The organism is Cerasibacillus quisquiliarum, from assembly GCF_014202495.1.
GTDB lineage: Bacteria > Bacillota > Bacilli > Bacillales > Amphibacillaceae > Cerasibacillus > Cerasibacillus quisquiliarum.
Genome location: NZ_JACHHA010000003.1, coordinates 37,989 through 59,155 on the forward strand (window position 1 = coordinate 37,989; position 21,167 = coordinate 59,155).

Here is a 21,167-nt window from a genome sequence, read left to right on the forward strand (position 1 = left end):
ACCGTAGTAAGTTGATTTGCTATTATTTTCAATCATAATAGACAGCAGTTCTTAAAGCAGAGATTATTCATGATAACCATATTCCCGATATTTTTTTAAAACGGTATCAATATTTTGTAGTTATTTAATAGCTTCTTACATAATTCACCAAGAAAGCTGGGCTCTTTCTTTAAATGTTATCATATAAATATATGGAGATTAAAGCATTCTATTAATTAATATTGAACCAAACAATCAAAAGACATGAAATTTCTTTAAGATTTATCTAGAATAGATGATGATAATGAATAAAGGAGCTTGTATATATGCGAATCACTCCAATGAAAATTGAACAGCGAAATCAATTAATTAATGATTATTGTAATAAAGATCATGATGTGCATACATATTTTGATTATCAAGACACGAAAGGTGATTTAACTCGGCGTATCAATGAATTAATGAACAGATCGTTCGCTCGTAAAGAATTATCTGATGTATTAATTCACATGAACAAAAAATGGGGCGCACCAGAACAAACAATACATAATATTAATCGATTAAAACAATCAGATAGTGTTGTTGTCATTGGTGGGCAACAAGCAGGGCTATTGACGGGGCCGCTATATACAATTCATAAGATTGTTTCAATTATTACATACGCCAAACAACAAGAAATTGAATTTAATAGACCGGTTATCCCAGTTTTCTGGATCGCTGGTGAAGATCATGATTACTTAGAAGTCAATCATGTCCATATGTTTCATGATGGAAAGATGGAAAAAGTATTACTTGATGAACAACCGTTAAAAAAAATCCCGATGTCTCATAAGCCAATTAATCATCAAACAGGTGAAAAATGGTTACAACATGTCTTTTCTTTATTAAAAGAAACAGAACATACTAAAGAACTTTACTTCCAGATGCGAGAAGCGTTAAGTCAGTCAAACACAATCGTTGATTTTTTTGCACGGACTCTGTTTACTCTTATCCGCGAGGAAGGTATCGTCCTTGTTGACTCGGGTGCTCCTGAAATAAGGCAATTGGAGTCAGACTATTTTGTGCAACTTATAAAAAATCAAGAGAAATTGAGTACAATAACATACGAGACTCATAAGCAGTTATTATACAAAGGATATTCAATTGATTTGGATCTTGAAGAAAAGTCTGGTCATCTGTTTTATCATCATAAAAATGAACGTATTTTACTCTTTCGCGATGAAGAGGAGTGGGTAGGCAAGCAGCATGAAGTATCTTTTACGACCGATGAATTATTATCTATTGCTAAAGAAAAGCCCCATTTATTAAGTAATAATGTTGTGACACGTCCATTAATGCAAGATTTGTTATTCCCAACTTTAGCCTTTATTGGCGGTCCAGGTGAAATCAGTTATTGGTCTGTTTTGAAAGGTGCTTTCCATGCGTTAAATATTAAAATGCCCCCAGTTATAAAACGATTGTCTTTCACACTTGTAACAACACAAATAGAAGATAAGTTGGAGAAGTATGGGTTGAGTTTAAAATCCGTTATTGAAAATGGTGTGGATTCATATAAACAAAGATGGCTACAATCACAGAGCCATCCACCTTTTCATGAAATGTTTAAGCAATTTAAGAAAACCATTCAACATACGCATCAGCCTATTCACGAAGTAGCGCAGTATATTCGGAAGGATTTAGGTCTATTGGCTGAAAATAATTTACAACATATCTTTCGTCACATCGATTATTTAGAGCGACGAATGAAATGCGTATTGGAAGAACAATATGCAGGTGAGATGGCAGACTTTGACTATTTAAATGCACTTTTATTTCCGAATCAAGGACTTCAAGAGCGAATATGGAATCCCTTACCATGGCTCAATGAATTTGGAACCGATCTGATTGATAATTTATTGAAACAGTCCTTCTCTTTAAAAGATGATCATTATATTGTTTATCTCTAGTTTCTAAAGACTTAGAAAAAATCCAGCCATGCCAAGGAGTTCAGTTACTGAAAACACTGAACTCCTATTTTCTTTTTTAACATCCTATTTCCATAACTTCTGTCATTATCCCCACTTTATACCACCACCGTAAATATTATCCAAAGAAACAAGTGAAAAATGTTGTAGTACCAGTATTTCCATACTTTTATCTCAAATAATTTATGTATCATTGTGCTATTTAGTGCTATTTTTTAATCATTTATTATGGTTATTAAGAACTTATGGAAAAAAGGGTGGAGCAATGTGGGGGATTGTGGTAAGATAAACATAAGAAAGTGGGGTGGAGTCTATGTTTATGGGTGAATTCCAACATAACATTGATACAAAAGGTAGAGTTATTGTACCCTCTAAATTTAGAGATGACTTAGGTAACCGTTTTGTTTTAACCCGTGGACTAGACAAATGTTTATTTTCCTACCCCATGGAAGAATGGCGTGTATTAGAACAAAAATTAAAAAAACTGCCCTTAACTAAAAAAGATGCACGTGCATTTACACGATTTTTCTTTTCGGGTGCAGTTGAATGTGAAGTTGATAAGCAGGGAAGAATAAATATCCCAGCTCCATTAAGAAAATATGCTCAATTAGAAAAGGAATGTGTAGTCATTGGTGTTTCCAACCGGATTGAATTTTGGTCTAAAGATGTATGGGATGACTACGTGTTACAATCAGAAGAATCATTTGCTGATATAGCTGAAAACTTAATGGACTTTGATATATAACGAAAAGAGCAGGTGTTATGATGTTTGAACACGAAACCGTATTACAAAAAGAAGCTGTCAATGGTCTAAACATTAAACCAGACGGTATATATGTTGATTGTACAGTAGGTGGCGGAGGACATTCTATAAATATAGTGAAACAGCTTGATGAAAATGGATTATTAATTGCCTTTGATCAAGACCAAAACGCCCTTGAAACATCTCGTAAGCGGCTTAAAGCTTATGAAAAGAACATTCTATTTATTCATAAAAATTTTCGATATTTAGAGCGAGAGCTACATGAGAGACATATTTCTTCAGTCGATGGTGTTTTATTTGATTTAGGCGTATCTTCTCCACAATTTGATCAAGCAGAACGAGGGTTTAGTTACCGCTTTGATGCGAAATTGGATATGCGAATGAACCAAGAACAAGAGCTGTCGGCCTACGATATCGTCAATACATGGCCTTATGAAAAACTTGTGCATATATTTTATGACTATGGTGAAGAACGTTTTTCTAAGCAAGTTGCTCGTGAAATAGAACGCAGGCGATCAATCAAACCAATTGAAACGACATTCCAACTCGTCGAAATCATTAAAGAAGCAATTCCAGCTCCAGCACGGAGAAAGGGTGGGCATCCGGCGAAACGCATATTTCAAGCATTGCGTATCGCAGTAAATGACGAATTAAAAGCATTTCGAGATGCTTTACATCAAGCGGCAAGGATTGTCGGGATAAAAGGTCGTATTGCGGTGATTACATTTCATTCCTTAGAAGATCGTTTATGTAAACAAGCGTTTCGTAAGTGGAGTCGCCCAAAAGAAACACCAAGGCATTTACCTGTTTTACCTGAGGGATTTGAAGCACCATTTAGATTAATTACCCGTAAACCAATTACTCCAACTGAAGATGAAGTTAAACGTAATAAAAGGGCCCGTTCCGCTATATTACGCATCGTTGAAAAAAAACATCCGTGGAGCGACGATTTCATATATGAAGAAGGGTGGAGAAAATAATGGCTGTTAGACAAGTTAAAACGTGGGAACAAAACTATGCTAGGGAATTACCTAAAACGGAAACGAAAGTTGTTGTTCAACGAAAAGGCTGGGTAACAAAAGGTGAAAAAATTTTATATGCATTCTTTGCTGTTATTTTTCTTTTGTTCGCAGGATATATGGTCAGTTATGCTGCAACGACAGATACATTAAATCGCGAAATACAGACTTTAGAATCGCAACTTCAAGAGCAGAAATTGAAAAATGCAAGTTTAGAATTTGAAGTTAAGGAGTTGCAGCGTCCTGAACGAATCATTAAAATTGCTAAGAAAAAAGGGTTTCATATTCAAAACTCTCAAGTTAAACGTGCTAATGGTTTTCAGTAAAAACAGGTGAATCAAAATGAAAAAAAACAAACGAACTCAAGTCGTCACAGCATTTTTATTTTTGTTTTTCACGGTCCTTTTCCTTATAATAACCGCTCGATTTCTTTACATTCAAGTTTCGGGAAAAGTAGGTGATGTTGACTTAAAGAAATGGGCTGAAGAAAAGCGAACAGCTTCTTATGAAATTCCTGCTGAACGTGGGAGAATATTCGATAAGACTGGAAATGCATTAGCATATGATCAACCAACATATCGTTTATATGCTAATGTAGATCAAGAACACCCGAACCGAGTCAAAAATGTGAAGAAAGCAGCTAAACAATTGGCGCCGATTATTGAATTAGAAGAAAAAGAATTACGTAAACGACTGGAAAAAGGTTTAAATGATAAGAAAACGAAACAGCTTGAGTTTGGTTCATATGGTCGAAAGCTATCTGAAAAACAAAAAGATAAAATCCAAGCTTTAGAAATATCAGGAATTCACTTAGCTAAAGAATCAATCCGTTATTATCCTAATGGTAATTTTGCTTCTCATGTTATAGGATTTGCTAAACAGGAAACGAGTAAGAAAAATGCGTTTGAAACGGTTATGCAAGGAACAACAGGTGTTGAAAAGGTAATGGATGAACAATTAACGGGAAAAAAAGGTTATATTTCCTATGAACGTGATTTGTTTAATAAAAAACTAGTTGATCCAAATGAGGTTGTTCAAAAGCCGATACATGGTGATCATATTTATTTAACGATAGATCAAAAAATCCAAACACTTTTAGAAGATGTGCTATCTGAAGCGGACTTGATATATGAGCCTAAACGCATGACAGCAATCGTCATGAATCCAAAAACAGGTGAAATTCTTGCATTAAGTAATCGCCCTAGCTTTAACCCGAATAAACCGGTAGGGGTTAAGAATTGGTATAATGATGCGATTTCAAGTCCTTTTGAGCCAGGTTCTACGATGAAGATGTTTACGTGGGCTGCAGCTATTGAAGAGGGCGTATATAACGGAACAGAAGGCTATAAATCTGGTCGCTATCGAATTAATGAACGCATACAACCTGTTCCCGATCACAATGGTGGTAAAGGCTGGGGAACTATATCATATGACGAAGGGTTTCAACGTTCTTCCAATGTAGCGACTGCGAAACTTGTTTGGGAAAAACTTGGAACGGAAAAATTTCTCGATTATTTAAAGGCTTTCGATTTCGATAAAGAAACAGGGATTGATTTACCTGGAGAGGTTGCTGGTAAAATCTTATACAATTGGCCATTAGAAAAAGTAACAACAGGATTTGGCCAGGGAAGTACGTTAACACCTATGCAACAAATGAAAGCCGCAACTGCAATCGCTAATGAAGGTAAAATGATGAAACCATATATTATTGATAAAGTTGTAGATCCAAATACGAATAAAGTGAAAGCAAAAACTAAACCAGAAGTCGTTGGCGAGCCAATTTCCAAAGAAACAGCTCAACAAGTCTTACAATTACTAGAATCAGTTGTCTACGGAAAGCATGGTACGGGAAAAGCTTATCAAATGGAAAATTATAAAGTAGCTGGTAAAACAGGAACAGCTCAAATACCCAATCCAAATGGTGGGGGATATTTAACAGGATATGGTAATCATATCTATTCATTTCTCGGAATGGTTCCAGCTGATGACCCGGAATTGATTATGTATATTTCTATGAAACAACCCAATTTAAAAAATGAAGATGGTCATTATGAATCTGGTTCTGCTCCACTCGCTTTTGTATTTAAAAATGTCATAGAAAATAGCCTACACTATTTAAATGTTGAACCAAACCAAGAAGTAGAAAAGGAAACTAAATCAGTGAAACTACCTGATTTAGTAGGTAAGTCTGTTAAGGACGTATTAAAATTAGAGAAAGATATCGGATTAAAGATCAGTGTGATCGGAGAAGGTAAAAAAGTACTTTCAAGTAATCTTATGAAAAACACTGAAGTATATTCGGGAGATCATCTCATTATTGTAACAGATCAAACAGTTATGCCGAATATTATCGGGTGGTCGTTTCGCGATGTTCTTCAATTAGCAAACTTACTTCATTTAGACATAGAAACTAAAGGAAATGGTTACGTGATATCTCAAAGTATTCCAGAAGGAAAAACATTAACAAAAAAAGAAAAATTAAAAGTTGAACTACAACCACCTTTGAAAAAGAAAAAGTAGGTTATAGAGACAGTGTTCTAATCCAATTCACAAATTCATATAGTTGATACAAGCCAAAGTATGTAGAGGAGATGGAATGATGAAGCGTGTATCAACTGTCATTGTGAAAAGACGATTAGTTACTGTTTTTCTTTTTGGAATGCTTGTTTTCGGAATTATCATACTTCGATTAGGTTATGTTCAATTTGTTTCAGGTAAAGAACTATCAAATTTAGCTGATGAATCATGGAGTCGAGACATTCTTTTTGAACCCGAACGTGGACGGATTGTTGATAAAAATGGTGTCATCATGGGGGAAAACATCACTGCTCCTTCAATTGTCATCATTCCACGACAGGTGAAAAACAAACAAGAAACAGCAAAAAATTTAGCTCATATTTTACAAATATCTGAAACACGTGCGTTAGAATATGTAACAAAAAAGTCAAGTACGGTAGATATTCGTCCTGAGGGGAAAAAGATTTCTAAGGAGCAGGAAGAAGCAATCCGTTCATTAAATATGCCAGGTATATATTTAGCAAAAGATTCTAAGAGACATTATCCATTCGGTCATCATTTAGCCCATGTGTTAGGATTCACCGGGATTGATAATCAAGGTTTAATGGGCCTAGAATTGTATCATGATGAATTACTAAAAGGTAAAAAAGGGCGCCTATCTTATTATTCAGATGCTAAAGGCGGTAAAATTGAAAAACATGCCGATGTCTATCAGCCACCAACAGATGGATTAGATTTAAAAACAACAATTGACTCACGCATTCAAGAGATTATGGAACGTGAATTAGATTTAGCTGAAGCTAAATATAATCCAGATGGTGCCATAGCTATTGCGGTTAATCCTAACGACGGAAGTGTTTTAGGAATGGCATCAAGACCAACTTTTCATCCTGAAGCGTATCAGCAAGTAGATCCGGAAGTATATGGACGAAATTTACCTATTTGGATGACATTTGAACCAGGATCCACGTTTAAAATTATTACACTTGCAGCCTCACTAGAGGAAAATCTAATTGACTTAAAGAAAGATACGTATCATGACCAAGGATTTGTTAAGGTCGGTGGATCTCGTTTACGGTGTTGGAAAAGTGGCGGCCATGGCTCACAAACTTTTTTAGAAGTTGTAGAAAATTCTTGCAACCCTGGCTTTGTACATCTTGGACAATTACTAGGACCAGATAAATTATTTAGTTATATTAATAAATTTGGATTCGGTTCAAAAACAGGCATTGATTTACAAGGTGAAGGAACAGGGATATTATTTAAACGAGAAAATATTGGTCCTGTTGAATTAGCGACGACTTCCTTTGGACAAGGTGTTTCAGTTACACCGATTCAACAAGTCATGGCGGTATCAGCTGCTATTAATGGTGGATATTTGTATGAACCATATGTAGCTAAGGCATGGTTAGATCCACAAACTGGAAAGGAAGTGAAAACATATAAACCTGTATTAAAAGAACGGGTTATTTCTGATAAAACATCAAAAGAAGTTAGACAAGCCTTAGAAAGTGTTGTAGCAAATGGAACAGGTCGACCAGCATATGTCGATGGCTATCGTGTTGGTGGTAAAACAGGAACGGCACAAAAGGTTGGACGCGATGGCCGGTATATGGCAAATAATCATATCGTATCTTTTATCGGTTTTGCACCAAGTGATAACCCGGAAATTGTTGTCTATGTGGCAATTGATAATCCGAAAGGAACGGTTCAATTTGGTGGTGTTGTCGCAGCGCCAATTGTTGGGCAAATCATTGAAGATAGTTTAAGTATATTAGGTGTCGAACGTAGGAAAGATGGGTTAGAGAAGAAAACTCAATGGCCAGATATACCGAAAGTTAAAGTCCCAGACTTTAGAGGAAAAAGACTAGACGAATTGGTAACTGATTTAACGAATCTTGCACTTGAAGTCGAAGGGGAAGGAGAAATTATTTTAGATCAGTCTCCAGAAGCAGGTGTTATGGTCGAACAAGGATCGACAATTAGATTATATGTTAGTGATAAATAGAGCTTAATATATTATATATAACAATCGAGATTATTGTATGAGTTTGGTATAATAATTGAAGTGTCTTTCGAAGCGTATTTAATATATCAATTTGGTTTCAAGAGAGGATGTTGTGATAAATGAAATTAATTCAATTGCTTAAAAGTCTTGCTTTTTATCGGACAACACAACCTATCGACGATCATATAGAAATTACAGATATTCATGTTGATTCACGTCAAGTGACAAGCGGCTCGCTATTTGTTTGTATAAGAGGATTTACCGTCGATGGACATGATTTTGTAGAAGAAGCAGTTCAGAAAGGTGCAACAGCAATTATTGCTGAAAAGCTAATAAAGCATAATGAGAATATTCCAGTTATTTACGTATCAGATACGACACGTGCCTTAGCAATGCTCTCTGTTCACTTTTATAATGATCCGACAAATGAATTGGAATTAATTGGAGTTACAGGAACAAATGGTAAAACGACAATCACTTATTTATTAGAGACAATTTTTAAAGCAAATCAACAACGAACAGGTGTGATAGGTACCATTCAAATGAAAATTAATGACAAAGCGATTGAGACGAATAATACGACACCAGATGCTCTTAATTTACAGAAGGCTTTTAGAAAGATGAGAGATGAGGATGTTAATGTCGCGATGATGGAGGTCTCATCTCATGCTCTAGATCAAGGTAGAGTATTTGGGTGTCGATTTGATACAGCTATTTTTACAAATTTATCACAAGACCACCTTGATTATCATAAAGATATGAATGACTATTTACGAGCCAAGTCATTATTATTTTCACAACTTGGTAATGATTACCCATTGAATCAGAAACGTTTTGCTATTATTAATGAAGATGATGTAGCGAGTGCGTTATTAAAGAAAAGCACAGGACAGTATGTTTTAACATACGGTTATCATAAACAAGCTGATGTGATGGCAAAGAATGTTAAATTACATATTGACCATACGTCGTTCCAGCTCGAAACACCAATCGGTTCAATTGACATTCAAAGTCGTCTCATTGGCTTATTTAATGTGTATAATATGCTAGCAGCGGCAAGTGCTGCTATCTGTCACAATGTTTCATTACATACGATAAAAGAAGCTTTAGAAAGTATGACAGGAGTAGACGGGCGCTTCGAACCTGTTGTAGTCGGTCAAGATTTTGGTGTTATTGTTGACTATGCACATACACCAGATTCATTAGAAAATGTATTAACGACAATCCAAGAGTTTGCGAATAAAAAAATAACCGTTGTCGTCGGCTGTGGTGGAGATCGTGACCGTTCAAAGCGACCTCTTATGGCCCAAGTCGCTGTAAAGTATGCAGATGAGGCTGTTTTTACATCCGATAATCCGCGTACAGAAGATCCTAATCAAATCATTGAAGATATGGTGCAAGGCTTAAATGAGAAAGAAACGAATTATACTGTCATAGTCGATCGTAAAAAGGCGATTGAGTATGCTATTCAAAAAGCAGAATCAGAAGATATCGTCATTATTGCTGGAAAAGGCCATGAAACATATCAACAAATTGGAACAGAAAAAATTCATTTTGACGATAGGGAAGTAGCAAGAGAAGCTATTAAAAATAAGGGGAATTGCTAATGTTGTTTACTATTCACGATTTAATACAACTATTTCCGAATACTAAAGGAAACATTGTTAACAGCACGACTATTCAATCTGTTTCAACGGATAGTCGAAAAAAAATGGTAGATGCCCTATTTGTTCCCATTATTGGAGAAAATTTTGATGGACATGATTATCTGGCTGAGGCTATATCTCATGGAGCCATTGCGGCATTATGGGACAATGAAACGGAAATTCCAGCATCGATACCAAATGGATTTCCTTTGTTATTAGTAGATGATACAATAAAGGCTTTACAACAACTTAGTCAATATTATCGAAGGAAAATCAACCCATTAGTGATAGGTATCACAGGCTCAAACGGTAAGACAACTACAAAAGATCTTGTCGGCCAAATTTTAAAAACAACATTTAAAACACATGTAACAAAAGGGAATTTTAACAATCATATTGGTTTACCTTTGACAGTTCTATCTATGCCACGTGATACAGAGATGCTCGTTTTAGAAATGGGAATGAATCATGCTGGAGAAATGACATTATTAGCAAATATTGCTGAACCAGATGTAGCAATTATTACAAATATAGGGGAATCACATATCGAGTACCTCGGCTCACGTGAAAATATTGCAAAAGCTAAATTAGAAATACTATCTGGATTAAAAAAGAACGGTCTTTTAATTATAGATGGAGATGAACCACTTTTATCAAGGAATTTTATTTCATATCAAAAAATTGGAATCGGTACGACAGAAAAGGCAGATGTGTTGTTAAAAGATATTAAATTAACAAATAAAGGAACGACATTTACTATTAATGATCAAACATATCAAATACCTTTATATGGAATACATCATGCAAAAAATGCATCTTTTGCAATTGTTTTAGGAGAACATTTAAATCTCGATGAACATATGATTAAAAAGGCGCTCCAACAACCACATATGACAGATATGCGCTTTGAAATGCTTAAAGGGATAAACGGTGTCACACTTATTAATGATGCCTATAATGCTTCACCAACATCGATGAAGGCCTCAATAGACGTTATCAATCAGTTACAAGGATACAAAGAAAAAGTTCTTGTTCTAGGCGATATGTTTGAATTAGGTACTGAGAAAGAAGAGTGGCATCGTTCTATTGCTCATGTCATCGATGAAGAAATTAATGCTCTTTTTACAATTGGTGATTATGCACATATGATTGCAGATGAAGTGAATAAACAAGGAAAGCAAATATCATGTTATCAAGTTAAGTCAATCAATACATTTCTAAAACAAATTAGGCCATATGTGCATAAAGATGCCTTAATTTTATTTAAAGCATCACGTGGAATGAGGCTAGAAGACTGGATGGAGAAATTATTATTAGATAAATAAGTTTACGTTATTATATGTTATATTTGGACGGTTATTTGTAAGGAGGAAGTATGTTGAATATATCTGTATTAATTATAACGATCTTAATAGGATTTTTGATTACCGTCCTTTTATCACCAGTATTTATTCCATTTTTAAGGCGTTTAAAATTTGGACAAAGTATACGGGAAGAAGGACCACAATCACATATGAAAAAGACAGGTACTCCAACAATGGGTGGCATCGTCATTGTCTTTAGTATTGTTGTCACATCACTTATCATGACTTATAAATTTACTGGAAAATTTGGTACCTATGAACTGTGGCTATTAATATTTGTATTAGTTGGCTATGGGTTACTTGGGTTTCTTGATGATTTTATTAAAGTGGCGATGAAGCGTAATCTCGGATTAACTTCAAAACAAAAAATGCTTGGACAAATCGTGATTGCGTTAGTTTTTTATTTTATATTACGTTCTCAAGACTTTCCAACAACAATCCATATTCCTGGAACATCAATTGAATGGGAATTAGGTTGGTTCTATGCATTTTTAATTATTTTTATGTTAGTTGGCTCATCAAATGCTGTGAATTTAACGGATGGTTTAGATGGTCTTTTAGCAGGCACAGCGGCGATTGCATTTGGAACATATGGTATTTTAGCATGGCAAACATCACTCCATAGTGAAATAACAATCTTTACGCTTTCGGTCGTTGGTGCTTTACTCGGATTTCTCGTTTTTAATGCTCATCCAGCTAAAGTCTTTATGGGAGATACGGGTTCATTGGCACTTGGAGGAGCGATTGCTGCAGTAGCTATTTTGACAAAATTAGAAATACTTCTCGTTATTATTGGAGGGGTATTTGTCATTGAAACACTATCTGTCATTATTCAGGTGATATCTTTTAAGACGACAGGAAAAAGGGTTTTTAAAATGAGCCCGTTGCACCATCATTATGAATTACTAGGATGGTCAGAGTGGCGTGTCGTTACTACTTTTTGGATGGTTGGGTTACTTTTCTCAGCTCTCGGAATTTATATTGAGGTGTGGCTAGGATGAATACATTATCTGAATTTCCTTATACAGATGTGCTCGTCTTAGGTCTAGCTAAGAGTGGGACTGCAGCAACATCAATTTTATTAGAAAATGGTTGTCGTGTTCGGGTTAATGATTTAAAAACGAAAGAAAATGATCCGATTGTAAAGGAACTTAACCGTCTTGGAGCAGATATCATCGTTGGCTCTCATCCTTTAAATGTTTTAGATGGAATCGAAGTTGTGATTAAAAATCCTGGCATTCCTTATTCTAATTCTATATTACAAGAAGCAATCAAGCGAAACATTCCGATTTTAACTGAAATTGAATTGGCAAGTTATTTGGCAACAGATCGAATGATTGGTATTACTGGTTCTAATGGGAAAACAACAACGACGACACTTGTTACAAACATGCTTTTAAATAGTAAGCAAAAGGTAAAAGTAGCAGGAAACATCGGAACTGTTGCATCTGAAGTCGCCAGAGATTTACAGGAAGATGAACAGCTTGTGCTTGAGCTTTCATCGTTTCAATTATTAGGTATTGATACGTTTCGCCCTAAAATTGCAGTACTGTTAAATATATTTGAAGCACATCTTGATTATCACTTGACGATGAAAAATTACATTCAGGCTAAGGCAAATATTATTAAAAACCAAGGTGCATCTGATTACTTTATTTATAATGCAGATGATCCAGTTGTCAGCCAAATAGCAGAACAAGCTTGTGCGATTAAAGTACCGTTTTCATTAAAAAAACGATTAACAAACGGTGCATGGATAGACGAATCAACTGTTTATTATAAAACAAAGAAAATTATTGAACGAGAGGAAATTGCTCTAGTTGGTTCACATAATATGGCAAATATTTTAGCAGCAATAAGTACAGCGATCATTGCGGGAGCAACGATTGATGGTATAAAAGAAGTATTGAGAACCTTTACAGGTGTTAAACATCGACTACAGTATGTTACTGAAGTGAATGGGCGAACCTTTTATAATGATTCTAAGGCGACGAATGTATTAGCAACTGAAAAAGCACTTGCATCATTTACGAAGCCGACTATTTTACTTGCTGGTGGCCTTGATCGTGGGAATGACTTTTTCGATTTAATTCCTTATTTAAAAGCAGTAAAAGCATTGGTATTATTTGGAGAAACAAAAGAAAAGATAGCACATATCGGTAAAAAAGCTGGGATAAAAAATATTCAATTTGCAAAAAATGTAGAAGATGCGACTGAAATTGCATACAACATTTCTGATGTGGGAGATGTTATTTTATTGTCTCCAGCTTGTGCAAGTTGGGATCAATATAAAACATTCGAACAAAGAGGTGACATGTTTATACAAGCTGTGCATAGATTGAAGTAGGGGCTTGTTTTATAACGTTACCTCAAATAATAAATGAAAACATGCCCCGAAACTATAGAAGTTGAGGGGTGTTTTCTTTTGGTAAGAAAAGAATCTGTTAAATCACATCCAGACTATATATTATTAACTGTTATTATTGCGTTATTACTTTTAGGCATTATAATGGTGTTTACATCATCGTATATCTGGGCGGAGTACAAATATGATGATATGTTTTTCTTTGTAAAACGTCAGCTATTATTTGCTTCTGTTGGCGTGATAGGGATGATTATTATCATGTCAATTCCCTATCATTTTTGGATGGTATATTCGAAAGTTATTTTATTAGTATGTTTCTTATTGTTAATGATTGTTTTAATACCAGGCATTGGCATGGTACGTGGTGGTGCACAGAGTTGGATTGGGGTTGGTGCGTTTAGTATTCAACCATCTGAATTTGTTAAATTAGGTTTAATTATATTTTTGTCAAAGAAATTGGCTACAAATCAAAAACATATCACCTCTTTCAAAAGAGGTTTTTTACCGCTTTTGTTATTGGTTTTTACTATATTTGGCTTAATCATGTTGCAACCAGATCTAGGAACAGGAGTGGTTCTAGTTTTAACATGTATGGTATTGTTATTCGTTGGTGGTGCACGTATTCTTCATTTTATAGGGCTAGCTTTAATAGGGAGCATTGCTTTCATTTTTTTAATTTTATCTGCACCATATCGTATAAGTCGTATTACTGCTTTCTTAAATCCTTGGGAAGACCCACTAGGTGATGGATTCCAGATTATTCAATCTCTATATGCACTTGGACCAGGTGGTTTAATGGGAACGGGTCTTGGTAATAGTTTGCAAAAGTACTTTTATTTACCTGAACCACAAACAGACTTCATCTTCGCTATTTTAGGGGAAGAGTTAGGTTTTATCGGTGCTGGATTTGTTATTTGTTTATTTGCACTGTTTTTTTGGCGTGGTATAAAAGTCTCACTTGAATCGCCTGATCATTTTGGTAGATATTTGGCATTAGGAATTGTGAGTTTAGTAACAATTCAAACGCTCATAAATATCAGTGTTGTCATCGGTCTAATTCCAGTCACTGGTATTACACTACCGTACTTAAGTTACGGTGGCTCTTCACTTACATTAACACTTTGCTCCTCAGGAATTTTATTGAACATTAGTAAAATGACTTTTCATTAAATTTCCTTACAATAATTATGAAGTATTTATAAGAAACTTTAGTACAGCACTATCTGTTCCATGCCATGTTATGTTATAATTCAGTTAACAAAGAAATACCTTTGTTAATTCTTTATAAAGGAAGAAATGAAGATGGAAGATAAGAAAGTTGTTTCTATAGAGGATCATATTCCTAAGTTGAAACAAGCAAGAAAGAAAAAAGCGAATAGAAGACTCATTTTTTACCTCTTTATTTTTTTCTTTTTAGTAACAATTATCGTTTATTTACAAACCCCGTTAAGTGACATTAAAACCATTTCAATTCATGGAAATCATTTACTTGAAGAAAAAGAGATTTTAGAAATGAGTGGTCTTGAAATATCTCAAAATATATGGGCCATCAATAAACGTAAAATCAAAAAAAGATTGGAAAAGCACCCTCTAGTAAAAGAAGCAAGTATAACACGTCAATTGCCATGGGAAATTACAGTTAATCTAACAGAGTATAAACATATAGGTTTTATCAAAAAGAAAGAAAACTTTTATCCCATTCTTAGTGATGGAACTGTAATTATGGAAAAGGAAAATACCCATATACGTGGAGATGCTCCTCTACTCATTGATTTTAAGGAGAAGAAGTATTTGGAAGAAATGACTCAGGAGCTTTCGCAACTCCCTGTAGCAATTGCCCACTTAATATCAGAAATTCATTGGAAACCATCAGAGAAGAACAAAAATAAAATTCTACTTTATATGAATGATGGTTACACTGTATCAGCAACAATTCGAGATTTCTCCAAAAAAATGGAACTTTATCCGTCCATTGTTTCCCAAATAGAAGAAGGTAAACAAGGAATCATTCATATTGGTGTTGGTACATATTTTCAAGAATTCAGGAATTAATACCTATTTAAAGGTCTTTTATTCTATTAAATAGGACTAAATTAATATCATTTAATCGTTTAATAGTGCAAATATCATAGATATATATTTATTTTTCTTTTAAAGTCCTATAAGATAGGATAATAAAGGAGTATTTGTATTATGATAGGTCATCTGAGAAAATAAACAGATGCGGATTGGTCGGAGGTGCCTTGATTTGGATAATAATGAAATTTTAGTAAGCCTTGATATTGGTACATCAAATATAAAAGTGATTATCGGAGAACTCATGAATGAATCCTTAAATATTATCGGAGTCGGAACTGCTCCATCTAATGGAATGAAAAAAGGAGCCATTGTTGATATTGAAGAAACAGTTCAATCGATTCGTAATGCTGTTGAACAAGCAGAGCGAATGATTGGCATGAAAATTGAAAGTGCTGTTGTAGGGATAAGTGGGAATCATATTCAATTACAACCATGCCATGGGGTTGTAGCGGTTCAAAGTGAAGACCGTGAAATAGGTGATGAAGATGTCGCACGTGTTATTGAAGGTGCGCAAGTAATTTCTATTCCACCTGAACGAGAGATTATAGATGTCATTCCAGAGCAATTTATTGTCGATGGTTTAGAAGACATCACGGATCCACGTGGTATGATTGGTGTTCGATTAGAAATGGAAGGGACAATTATAACGTGCTCTAAAACAATCTTACATAATACATTAAAATGTGTAGAACGAGCCGATATTCAGATTGCAGATATTGTATTACAACCTTTAGCAGCAGGAGAAATCGCTCTATCGAAAGATGAAAAAAATCTTGGTGTTGCTTTAATTGATGTTGGCGGCGGTTGTACAACCGTTTCAGTCTTTGAAAATGAACATCTCGTATCAACGAGTGTTGTGCCATTAGGTGGGGACAATATAACGAAGGACTTATCAATTGGTTTACGTACAACTACTGATGAAGCTGAAGAGATTAAAGTAAACCATGGACATGCTTTTTATGAAGATGCCCGTGATGATGAAGTGTTTAAAGCGACTATTATTGGTAGTAATCGTAAAGAAACGTTCAACCAAGTTGATATTGCTGATATTATTGAAGCGAGATTGGAAGAAATTTATGCTTATGCCATAAGAGAAATTAGAAGCATGGGATACGATCATTTGCCTGGGGGATATGTATTAACAGGTGGAACGATGAAAATGCCAGGTGTATTAGAATTGGCACAAGATATATTCCAAGCGAATGTAAGAATTGCGATATCAGATTATATAGGAGTTAGAGAACCACAGTATACAGCTGGGGTCGGCATCTTGCAATTTGCTTATAAGAATGCGAAAATACAAGGAAAAGAATTATTCCCTGCTGTTATTATAACGGCTCAGGAAGTTCCTAAGAAAAAAGTTCGAAAACAAGATGCAACAAAAAAATCCGAGAAAAAGAAAAATGGGATAGCCAATTTCTTCAAAAGTTTTTTCGAATAAGTGAAAGATCATGCCTCTATAGGCTTGAACTCCTATTCGTCTCAGAAATAATGAAATAGTCATTTTAAAAGCGTATGGTGTAACTTTTGCATATTAGGAGGAAAAGATTATGTTGGACTTTGATATGAACATGGACCAATTAGCAACTATAAAAGTAATCGGTGTTGGTGGTGGTGGAAACAACGCCGTTAATCGCATGATTGAACATGGTGTTGAAGGTGTTGAGTTTATTGCTGTAAATACAGACGCACAAGCATTAAATTTATCAAAAGCGGAATTGAAATTACAAATTGGTACAAAATTGACTAGAGGTCTTGGTGCGGGTGCTAATCCGGAAGTAGGTAAAAAAGCAGCTGAAGAAAGTCGTGAACAAATTGAAGAAGCCTTACAAGGCGCAGATATGATTTTTGTAACAGCTGGTATGGGTGGTGGAACAGGAACAGGAGCTGCACCGATTATTGCACAAATATCAAAAGAAATCGGTGCGTTAACTGTTGGTGTCGTAACGAGACCTTTCTCTTTTGAAGGAAGAAGACGGTCGACTCAAGCAATTGCAGGTATCGATGCTTTGAAAAAAGCGGTCGATACATTAATTGTTATACCAAATGACCGTTTATTAGAAATCGTTGATAAAAACACACCTATGTTAGAAGCTTTCAGAGAAGCTGATAATGTATTACGCCAAGGAGTCCAAGGCATTTCCGACTTAATTGCGAAACCGGGATTAATTAATGTTGATTTTGCCGACGTTAAAACGATTATGTATGATAAAGGTTCTGCTTTGATGGGAATAGGGGTTGCAACTGGTGAAAATCGAGCTACAGAAGCAGCTAAAAAAGCAATTTCCTCACCACTTTTAGAAACTTCTATTGATGGGGCACACGGTATTTTAATGAATATAACTGGAGGTATGAATTTAAGTTTATATGAAGTACAGGAAGCAGCGGATCTAGTAACAACTGCAGCTGATGAAGAAGTAAACGTTATATTCGGATCTGTTATTAATGAGAATTTAAAAGAAGAAATCATTGTAACAGTTATTGCTACAGGATTTGATGAGGCTAAACGCGAACAACCGACAGTCCGGCAAAGACCGTCCAGAAGTCAAAAGCAAGTAGCTGCAACTAAAGAAGATGATGTACATGAGAACGACCATCCGACGAATCATCATGTAAAGCAGGAAGAAGAGATTTTAGACATACCGACGTTTCTAAGAAATCGCAATCGTAACCGAAAACGTTAAACATATATTTATAAGCTAAAAGCAGCCAATCACGTGTTCAATACGTTTGATTGGCTGCTTTTATTATTTCCGACAAAATTCTATAAAACATGTTTAAATTAGCAGCCGATTCCGTACAAGAACTGACAGTCTTTTTATTATCAATCGGCTATACTTTCTTTAGAGGAGATGAGGAGTGTGGTATGTCAATTTATCTAGACGTTATTTGGTTATTAAATTTTTTTCTTGATGGTATGTTACTCATGTTAACTCAAATATTGGCAAAGGAAACGGTTAAGAAATGGCGTATCCTAATGGGCGCGTTTATTGCGTCATTGCTCGTTCCTATTTCGATTTATGCATCGGGGTCCTTTTTCACATCATTTATTGGAAAATGTTTTTATTCATGTTTAATCATCATGAGTACATTTGGTTTACATTCATTCTATCGTTTAATGAAGCTATTATTATTATTTTATTTTGTATCATTTTCAGTAGGAGGTGGTCTAATTGCAATTTATTATATGATGCACCATACAATTGTTGTAACGGCCCAAGGTTGGTTAACTTTCCATAGTGGTTTAGGTGATCCAATTAGCTGGTTTTTCGTTATGATTGGATTTCCTATTTCTTGGTATTTTACAAAAAGTCGTATGGACAAGCAATCGATAGAAAAGTTACGTTACGATCAACTTTATACGGTAAGTATTACGATAAAAAATAAAACATATGAGACAATAGGCTATTTAGATAGCGGTAATCAACTCATCGATCCACTTACTAAACGGTGTGTCGTTATTTGTGATGCTAAGTTTTTAAAACAATGGTTTACAAAGGAGGATTGGAAGCATTTGTACCAATCCTATTTACAACTTTGCATACATGATATTCCAAAAGAATGGCAATCTCATATTCATATCATTCCCTTTCATGGTGTTTCAGGAAATAACAATATTTTATTTGCTATACGGCCTACAAAATTAACTTTTTACAATCAAAACAAACAAATGACAACAAAGCATGTTTTAATCGGTATTCAATTTGGTTCATTATCAAAAGATGGCATGTATCATTGCTTATTACATCCATATTTGATGAAAGATAGCCAAGTTGTATGATCAAAATAGGTTAAGGGAGCTGAAACGTTTTGAAGCGATTAAAGTTACGCTTAACATTATGGTGGTATAAAATATTATTCAAACTCGGTATTAAATCGGATGAAATTTATTATATTGGTGGAAAAACAGCACTGCCCACACCGTTGACAAAGGAAGAAGAAGCCGACTTATTAAAACAATTAGCAAAAGGTGATCAGTCAGCACGATCCATTTTAATAGAGCGTAATCTAAGGCTTGTTGTTTATATTGCACGTAAATTTGAAAATACAGGCATAAATATAGAGGATCTCATTAGCATTGGAACAATTGGTCTGATAAAAGCAGTTAATACATTTAATCCAGAGCGTAAAATCAAGTTAGCGACATATGCTTCAAGATGTATAGAGAATGAAATTTTAATGTATTTACGTCGGAATAATAAAACACGTGCTGAGATTTCATTTGATGAGCCGTTAAATATCGATTGGGATGGTAACGAACTTTTATTATCTGATGTTCTTGGAACAGATGAAGATTTAATTACACGTGATATAGAAGCTAAAGTAGATAAACATTTACTTAAGAGTGTGTTAAAAAAGCTGAACGACCGTGAGAAAAAGATTATGGAATTACGGTTTGGACTTGTAGGTGGAGAAGAAAAAACCCAAAAAGATGTGGCAGATATTTTAGGTATTTCACAATCATATATTTCACGTCTGGAAAAAAAGATTTTAAAGCGGTTGAAAAAGGAATTTAATAAAATGGTATAAAGCAATTCCTATAAGGATTTGTCATCCTATTCAGTAGGAAATGGTTATTTATTCCTGCATAAAAACCCTTCTTGACGGAGATACTGTCCATAAACAGCAACTCCAATTTGGGAGGGTACAGAATGTCTAGACATAAAGTTGTTATATGTGGGGTAGATACATCAAAATTACCCGTTTTAAAAAACGAAGAAATGCGCGTTTTATTTAAAAAAATGCAATCTGGAGACTTATCAGCACGTGAAAAACTAGTCAATGGAAATTTACGACTCGTATTAAGCGTCATTCAAAGATTCAATAACCGAGGTGAGAATGCAGATGACCTATTTCAAGTAGGCTGTATCGGTCTTATGAAGTCTATAGATAATTTTGATTTAAGTCATAATGTAAGATTTTCTACGTATGCTGTTCCTATGATTATAGGAGAAATACGGCGATACTTAAGAGATAATAATCCGATAAGAGTTTCTCGTTCCTTAAGAGATATTGCTTATAAAGCACTTAAAGTGAGAGAAACATTAATTAATCGTACATCTAAAGAGCCAACGCCAGCAGAAATTGCTGAAGAAATGGGTATATCACATGAAGAAATCGTTTTTGCGCTTGATGCGATTCAAGACCCGATTTCATTATTTGAACCAATATATAATGACGGTGGGGACCCCATATATGTGATGGATCAAATTAAAGATGACAAAGAAGATGATCATTCATGGGTTGATGTTCTTTCTTTAAAAGAAGGGCTTCATCGTTTAAATGAGCGTGAAAAATTAATCTTAAACAAACGCTTTTTTCAAGGTAAAACACAAATGGAAGTTGCTGAAGAAATTGGTATTTCACAAGCACAAGTGTCCAGATTAGAAAAAGCTGCTATTCAACAAGTGAATAAAGAAATGTTTGAATCTTAGTAGAAAAAACAGGCAGTTCTCTGCCTGT

Annotated in this window: 17 protein-coding genes; all 17 read left to right on the forward strand. The window is 34.8% G+C overall.

Annotation, left to right across the window (positions count from 1 at the left end; all coding sequences use genetic code 11):
- Positions 1-305: 305 nt before the first annotated feature.
- The 17 genes from bshC to sigG all read left to right on the forward strand — a co-directional run bounded on the left by bshC (position 306) and on the right by sigG (position 21,139).
- Complete coding sequence (gene bshC / locus HNQ35_RS04745) at positions 306-1,925, forward strand: bacillithiol biosynthesis cysteine-adding enzyme BshC (protein WP_146935506.1); 1,620 nt, start codon at positions 306-308, stop codon at positions 1,923-1,925.
- A gap of 331 nt (positions 1,926-2,256) precedes the next feature.
- Positions 2,257-2,688, forward strand: a complete 432-nt coding sequence (gene mraZ / locus HNQ35_RS04750; protein ID WP_146935508.1) for a division/cell wall cluster transcriptional repressor MraZ — start codon at positions 2,257-2,259, stop codon at positions 2,686-2,688.
- Between the two features lie 20 nt (positions 2,689-2,708).
- Positions 2,709-3,686 carry a 16S rRNA (cytosine(1402)-N(4))-methyltransferase RsmH gene (gene rsmH, locus HNQ35_RS04755; RefSeq protein ID WP_146935511.1) on the forward strand — a complete coding sequence of 326 codons (978 nt, stop codon included), beginning with the start codon at positions 2,709-2,711 and terminating at the stop codon, positions 3,684-3,686.
- Positions 3,686-4,051 (forward strand): cell division protein FtsL, encoded by a 366-nt coding sequence (gene ftsL / locus HNQ35_RS04760; protein WP_146935513.1) that lies wholly within the window; start codon positions 3,686-3,688, stop codon positions 4,049-4,051. Before rsmH ends, ftsL begins: the two co-directional genes overlap by 1 nt.
- A gap of 16 nt (positions 4,052-4,067) precedes the next feature.
- Positions 4,068-6,245 (forward strand): PASTA domain-containing penicillin-binding protein, encoded by a 2,178-nt coding sequence (locus HNQ35_RS04765; RefSeq protein WP_146935515.1) that lies wholly within the window; start codon positions 4,068-4,070, stop codon positions 6,243-6,245.
- 79 nt (positions 6,246-6,324) lie between these two features.
- Complete coding sequence (locus tag HNQ35_RS04770; RefSeq protein WP_146935517.1) at positions 6,325-8,250, forward strand: stage V sporulation protein D; 1,926 nt, start codon at positions 6,325-6,327, stop codon at positions 8,248-8,250.
- 119 nt (positions 8,251-8,369) lie between these two features.
- Entirely contained in the window at positions 8,370-9,857 is a 1,488-nt protein-coding gene (locus HNQ35_RS04775) for a UDP-N-acetylmuramoyl-L-alanyl-D-glutamate--2,6-diaminopimelate ligase (protein WP_146935520.1), read from the forward strand.
- Entirely contained in the window at positions 9,857-11,221 is a 1,365-nt protein-coding gene (locus tag HNQ35_RS04780; RefSeq protein WP_146935522.1) for a UDP-N-acetylmuramoyl-tripeptide--D-alanyl-D-alanine ligase, read from the forward strand. Before HNQ35_RS04775 ends, HNQ35_RS04780 begins: the two co-directional genes overlap by 1 nt.
- A 50-nt stretch (positions 11,222-11,271) precedes the next feature.
- Positions 11,272-12,261 carry a phospho-N-acetylmuramoyl-pentapeptide-transferase gene (mraY, locus tag HNQ35_RS04785; protein ID WP_146935524.1) on the forward strand — a complete coding sequence of 330 codons (990 nt, stop codon included), beginning with the start codon at positions 11,272-11,274 and terminating at the stop codon, positions 12,259-12,261.
- Positions 12,258-13,607 carry a UDP-N-acetylmuramoyl-L-alanine--D-glutamate ligase gene (gene murD, locus HNQ35_RS04790; RefSeq protein ID WP_146935526.1) on the forward strand — a complete coding sequence of 450 codons (1,350 nt, stop codon included), beginning with the start codon at positions 12,258-12,260 and terminating at the stop codon, positions 13,605-13,607. The genes mraY and murD overlap by 4 nt, the downstream gene beginning before the upstream one ends.
- Positions 13,608-13,685: 78 nt before the next feature.
- On the forward strand, positions 13,686-14,795 hold the full coding sequence (spoVE, locus tag HNQ35_RS04795; RefSeq protein WP_260173501.1) for a stage V sporulation protein E: 1,110 nt from the start codon (positions 13,686-13,688) through the stop codon (positions 14,793-14,795).
- Positions 14,796-14,927: 132 nt separating this feature from the next.
- Complete coding sequence (locus HNQ35_RS04800) at positions 14,928-15,677, forward strand: cell division protein FtsQ/DivIB (RefSeq protein WP_146935529.1); 750 nt, start codon at positions 14,928-14,930, stop codon at positions 15,675-15,677.
- Positions 15,678-15,873: 196 nt separating this feature from the next.
- Positions 15,874-17,145 (forward strand): cell division protein FtsA, encoded by a 1,272-nt coding sequence (gene ftsA / locus HNQ35_RS04805; protein ID WP_146935531.1) that lies wholly within the window; start codon positions 15,874-15,876, stop codon positions 17,143-17,145.
- Positions 17,146-17,254: 109 nt separating this feature from the next.
- Complete coding sequence (ftsZ, locus tag HNQ35_RS04810) at positions 17,255-18,388, forward strand: cell division protein FtsZ (protein WP_146935533.1); 1,134 nt, start codon at positions 17,255-17,257, stop codon at positions 18,386-18,388.
- Positions 18,389-18,570: 182 nt separating this feature from the next.
- Positions 18,571-19,485, forward strand: coding sequence for a sigma-E processing peptidase SpoIIGA (gene spoIIGA, locus HNQ35_RS04815; protein WP_146935535.1), 915 nt, complete (start codon positions 18,571-18,573; stop codon positions 19,483-19,485).
- Positions 19,486-19,514: 29 nt separating this feature from the next.
- A complete protein-coding gene (sigE, locus tag HNQ35_RS04820; RefSeq protein WP_146935538.1) occupies positions 19,515-20,234 on the forward strand; it encodes an RNA polymerase sporulation sigma factor SigE in 720 nt (239 codons plus the stop codon).
- 122 nt (positions 20,235-20,356) lie between these two features.
- The gene (gene sigG, locus HNQ35_RS04825; RefSeq protein WP_146935540.1) at positions 20,357-21,139 is read left to right on the forward strand and encodes an RNA polymerase sporulation sigma factor SigG; all 783 of its coding nucleotides are present in this window, start codon (positions 20,357-20,359) and stop codon (positions 21,137-21,139) included.
- Positions 21,140-21,167: the final 28 nt, after the last annotated feature.

Coding starts and splice junctions, on each gene's coding strand:
- rsmH (WP_146935511.1), top strand. CDS start 2,709: ATGTTTGAACACGAAACCGTATTACAAAAAGAAGCTGTCAATGGTCTA.
- mraZ (WP_146935508.1), top strand. CDS start 2,257: ATGTTTATGGGTGAATTCCAACATAACATTGATACAAAAGGTAGAGTT.
- HNQ35_RS04770 (WP_146935517.1), top strand. CDS start 6,325: ATGAAGCGTGTATCAACTGTCATTGTGAAAAGACGATTAGTTACTGTT.
- HNQ35_RS04800 (WP_146935529.1), top strand. CDS start 14,928: ATGGAAGATAAGAAAGTTGTTTCTATAGAGGATCATATTCCTAAGTTG.
- murD (WP_146935526.1), top strand. CDS start 12,258: ATGAATACATTATCTGAATTTCCTTATACAGATGTGCTCGTCTTAGGT.
- sigG (WP_146935540.1), top strand. CDS start 20,357: ATGTCTAGACATAAAGTTGTTATATGTGGGGTAGATACATCAAAATTA.
- HNQ35_RS04765 (WP_146935515.1), top strand. CDS start 4,068: ATGAAAAAAAACAAACGAACTCAAGTCGTCACAGCATTTTTATTTTTG.
- HNQ35_RS04775 (WP_146935520.1), top strand. CDS start 8,370: ATGAAATTAATTCAATTGCTTAAAAGTCTTGCTTTTTATCGGACAACA.
- mraY (WP_146935524.1), top strand. CDS start 11,272: ATGTTGAATATATCTGTATTAATTATAACGATCTTAATAGGATTTTTG.
- bshC (WP_146935506.1), top strand. CDS start 306: ATGCGAATCACTCCAATGAAAATTGAACAGCGAAATCAATTAATTAAT.
- HNQ35_RS04780 (WP_146935522.1), top strand. CDS start 9,857: ATGTTGTTTACTATTCACGATTTAATACAACTATTTCCGAATACTAAA.
- ftsL (WP_146935513.1), top strand. CDS start 3,686: ATGGCTGTTAGACAAGTTAAAACGTGGGAACAAAACTATGCTAGGGAA.
- ftsZ (WP_146935533.1), top strand. CDS start 17,255: ATGTTGGACTTTGATATGAACATGGACCAATTAGCAACTATAAAAGTA.
- spoIIGA (WP_146935535.1), top strand. CDS start 18,571: ATGTCAATTTATCTAGACGTTATTTGGTTATTAAATTTTTTTCTTGAT.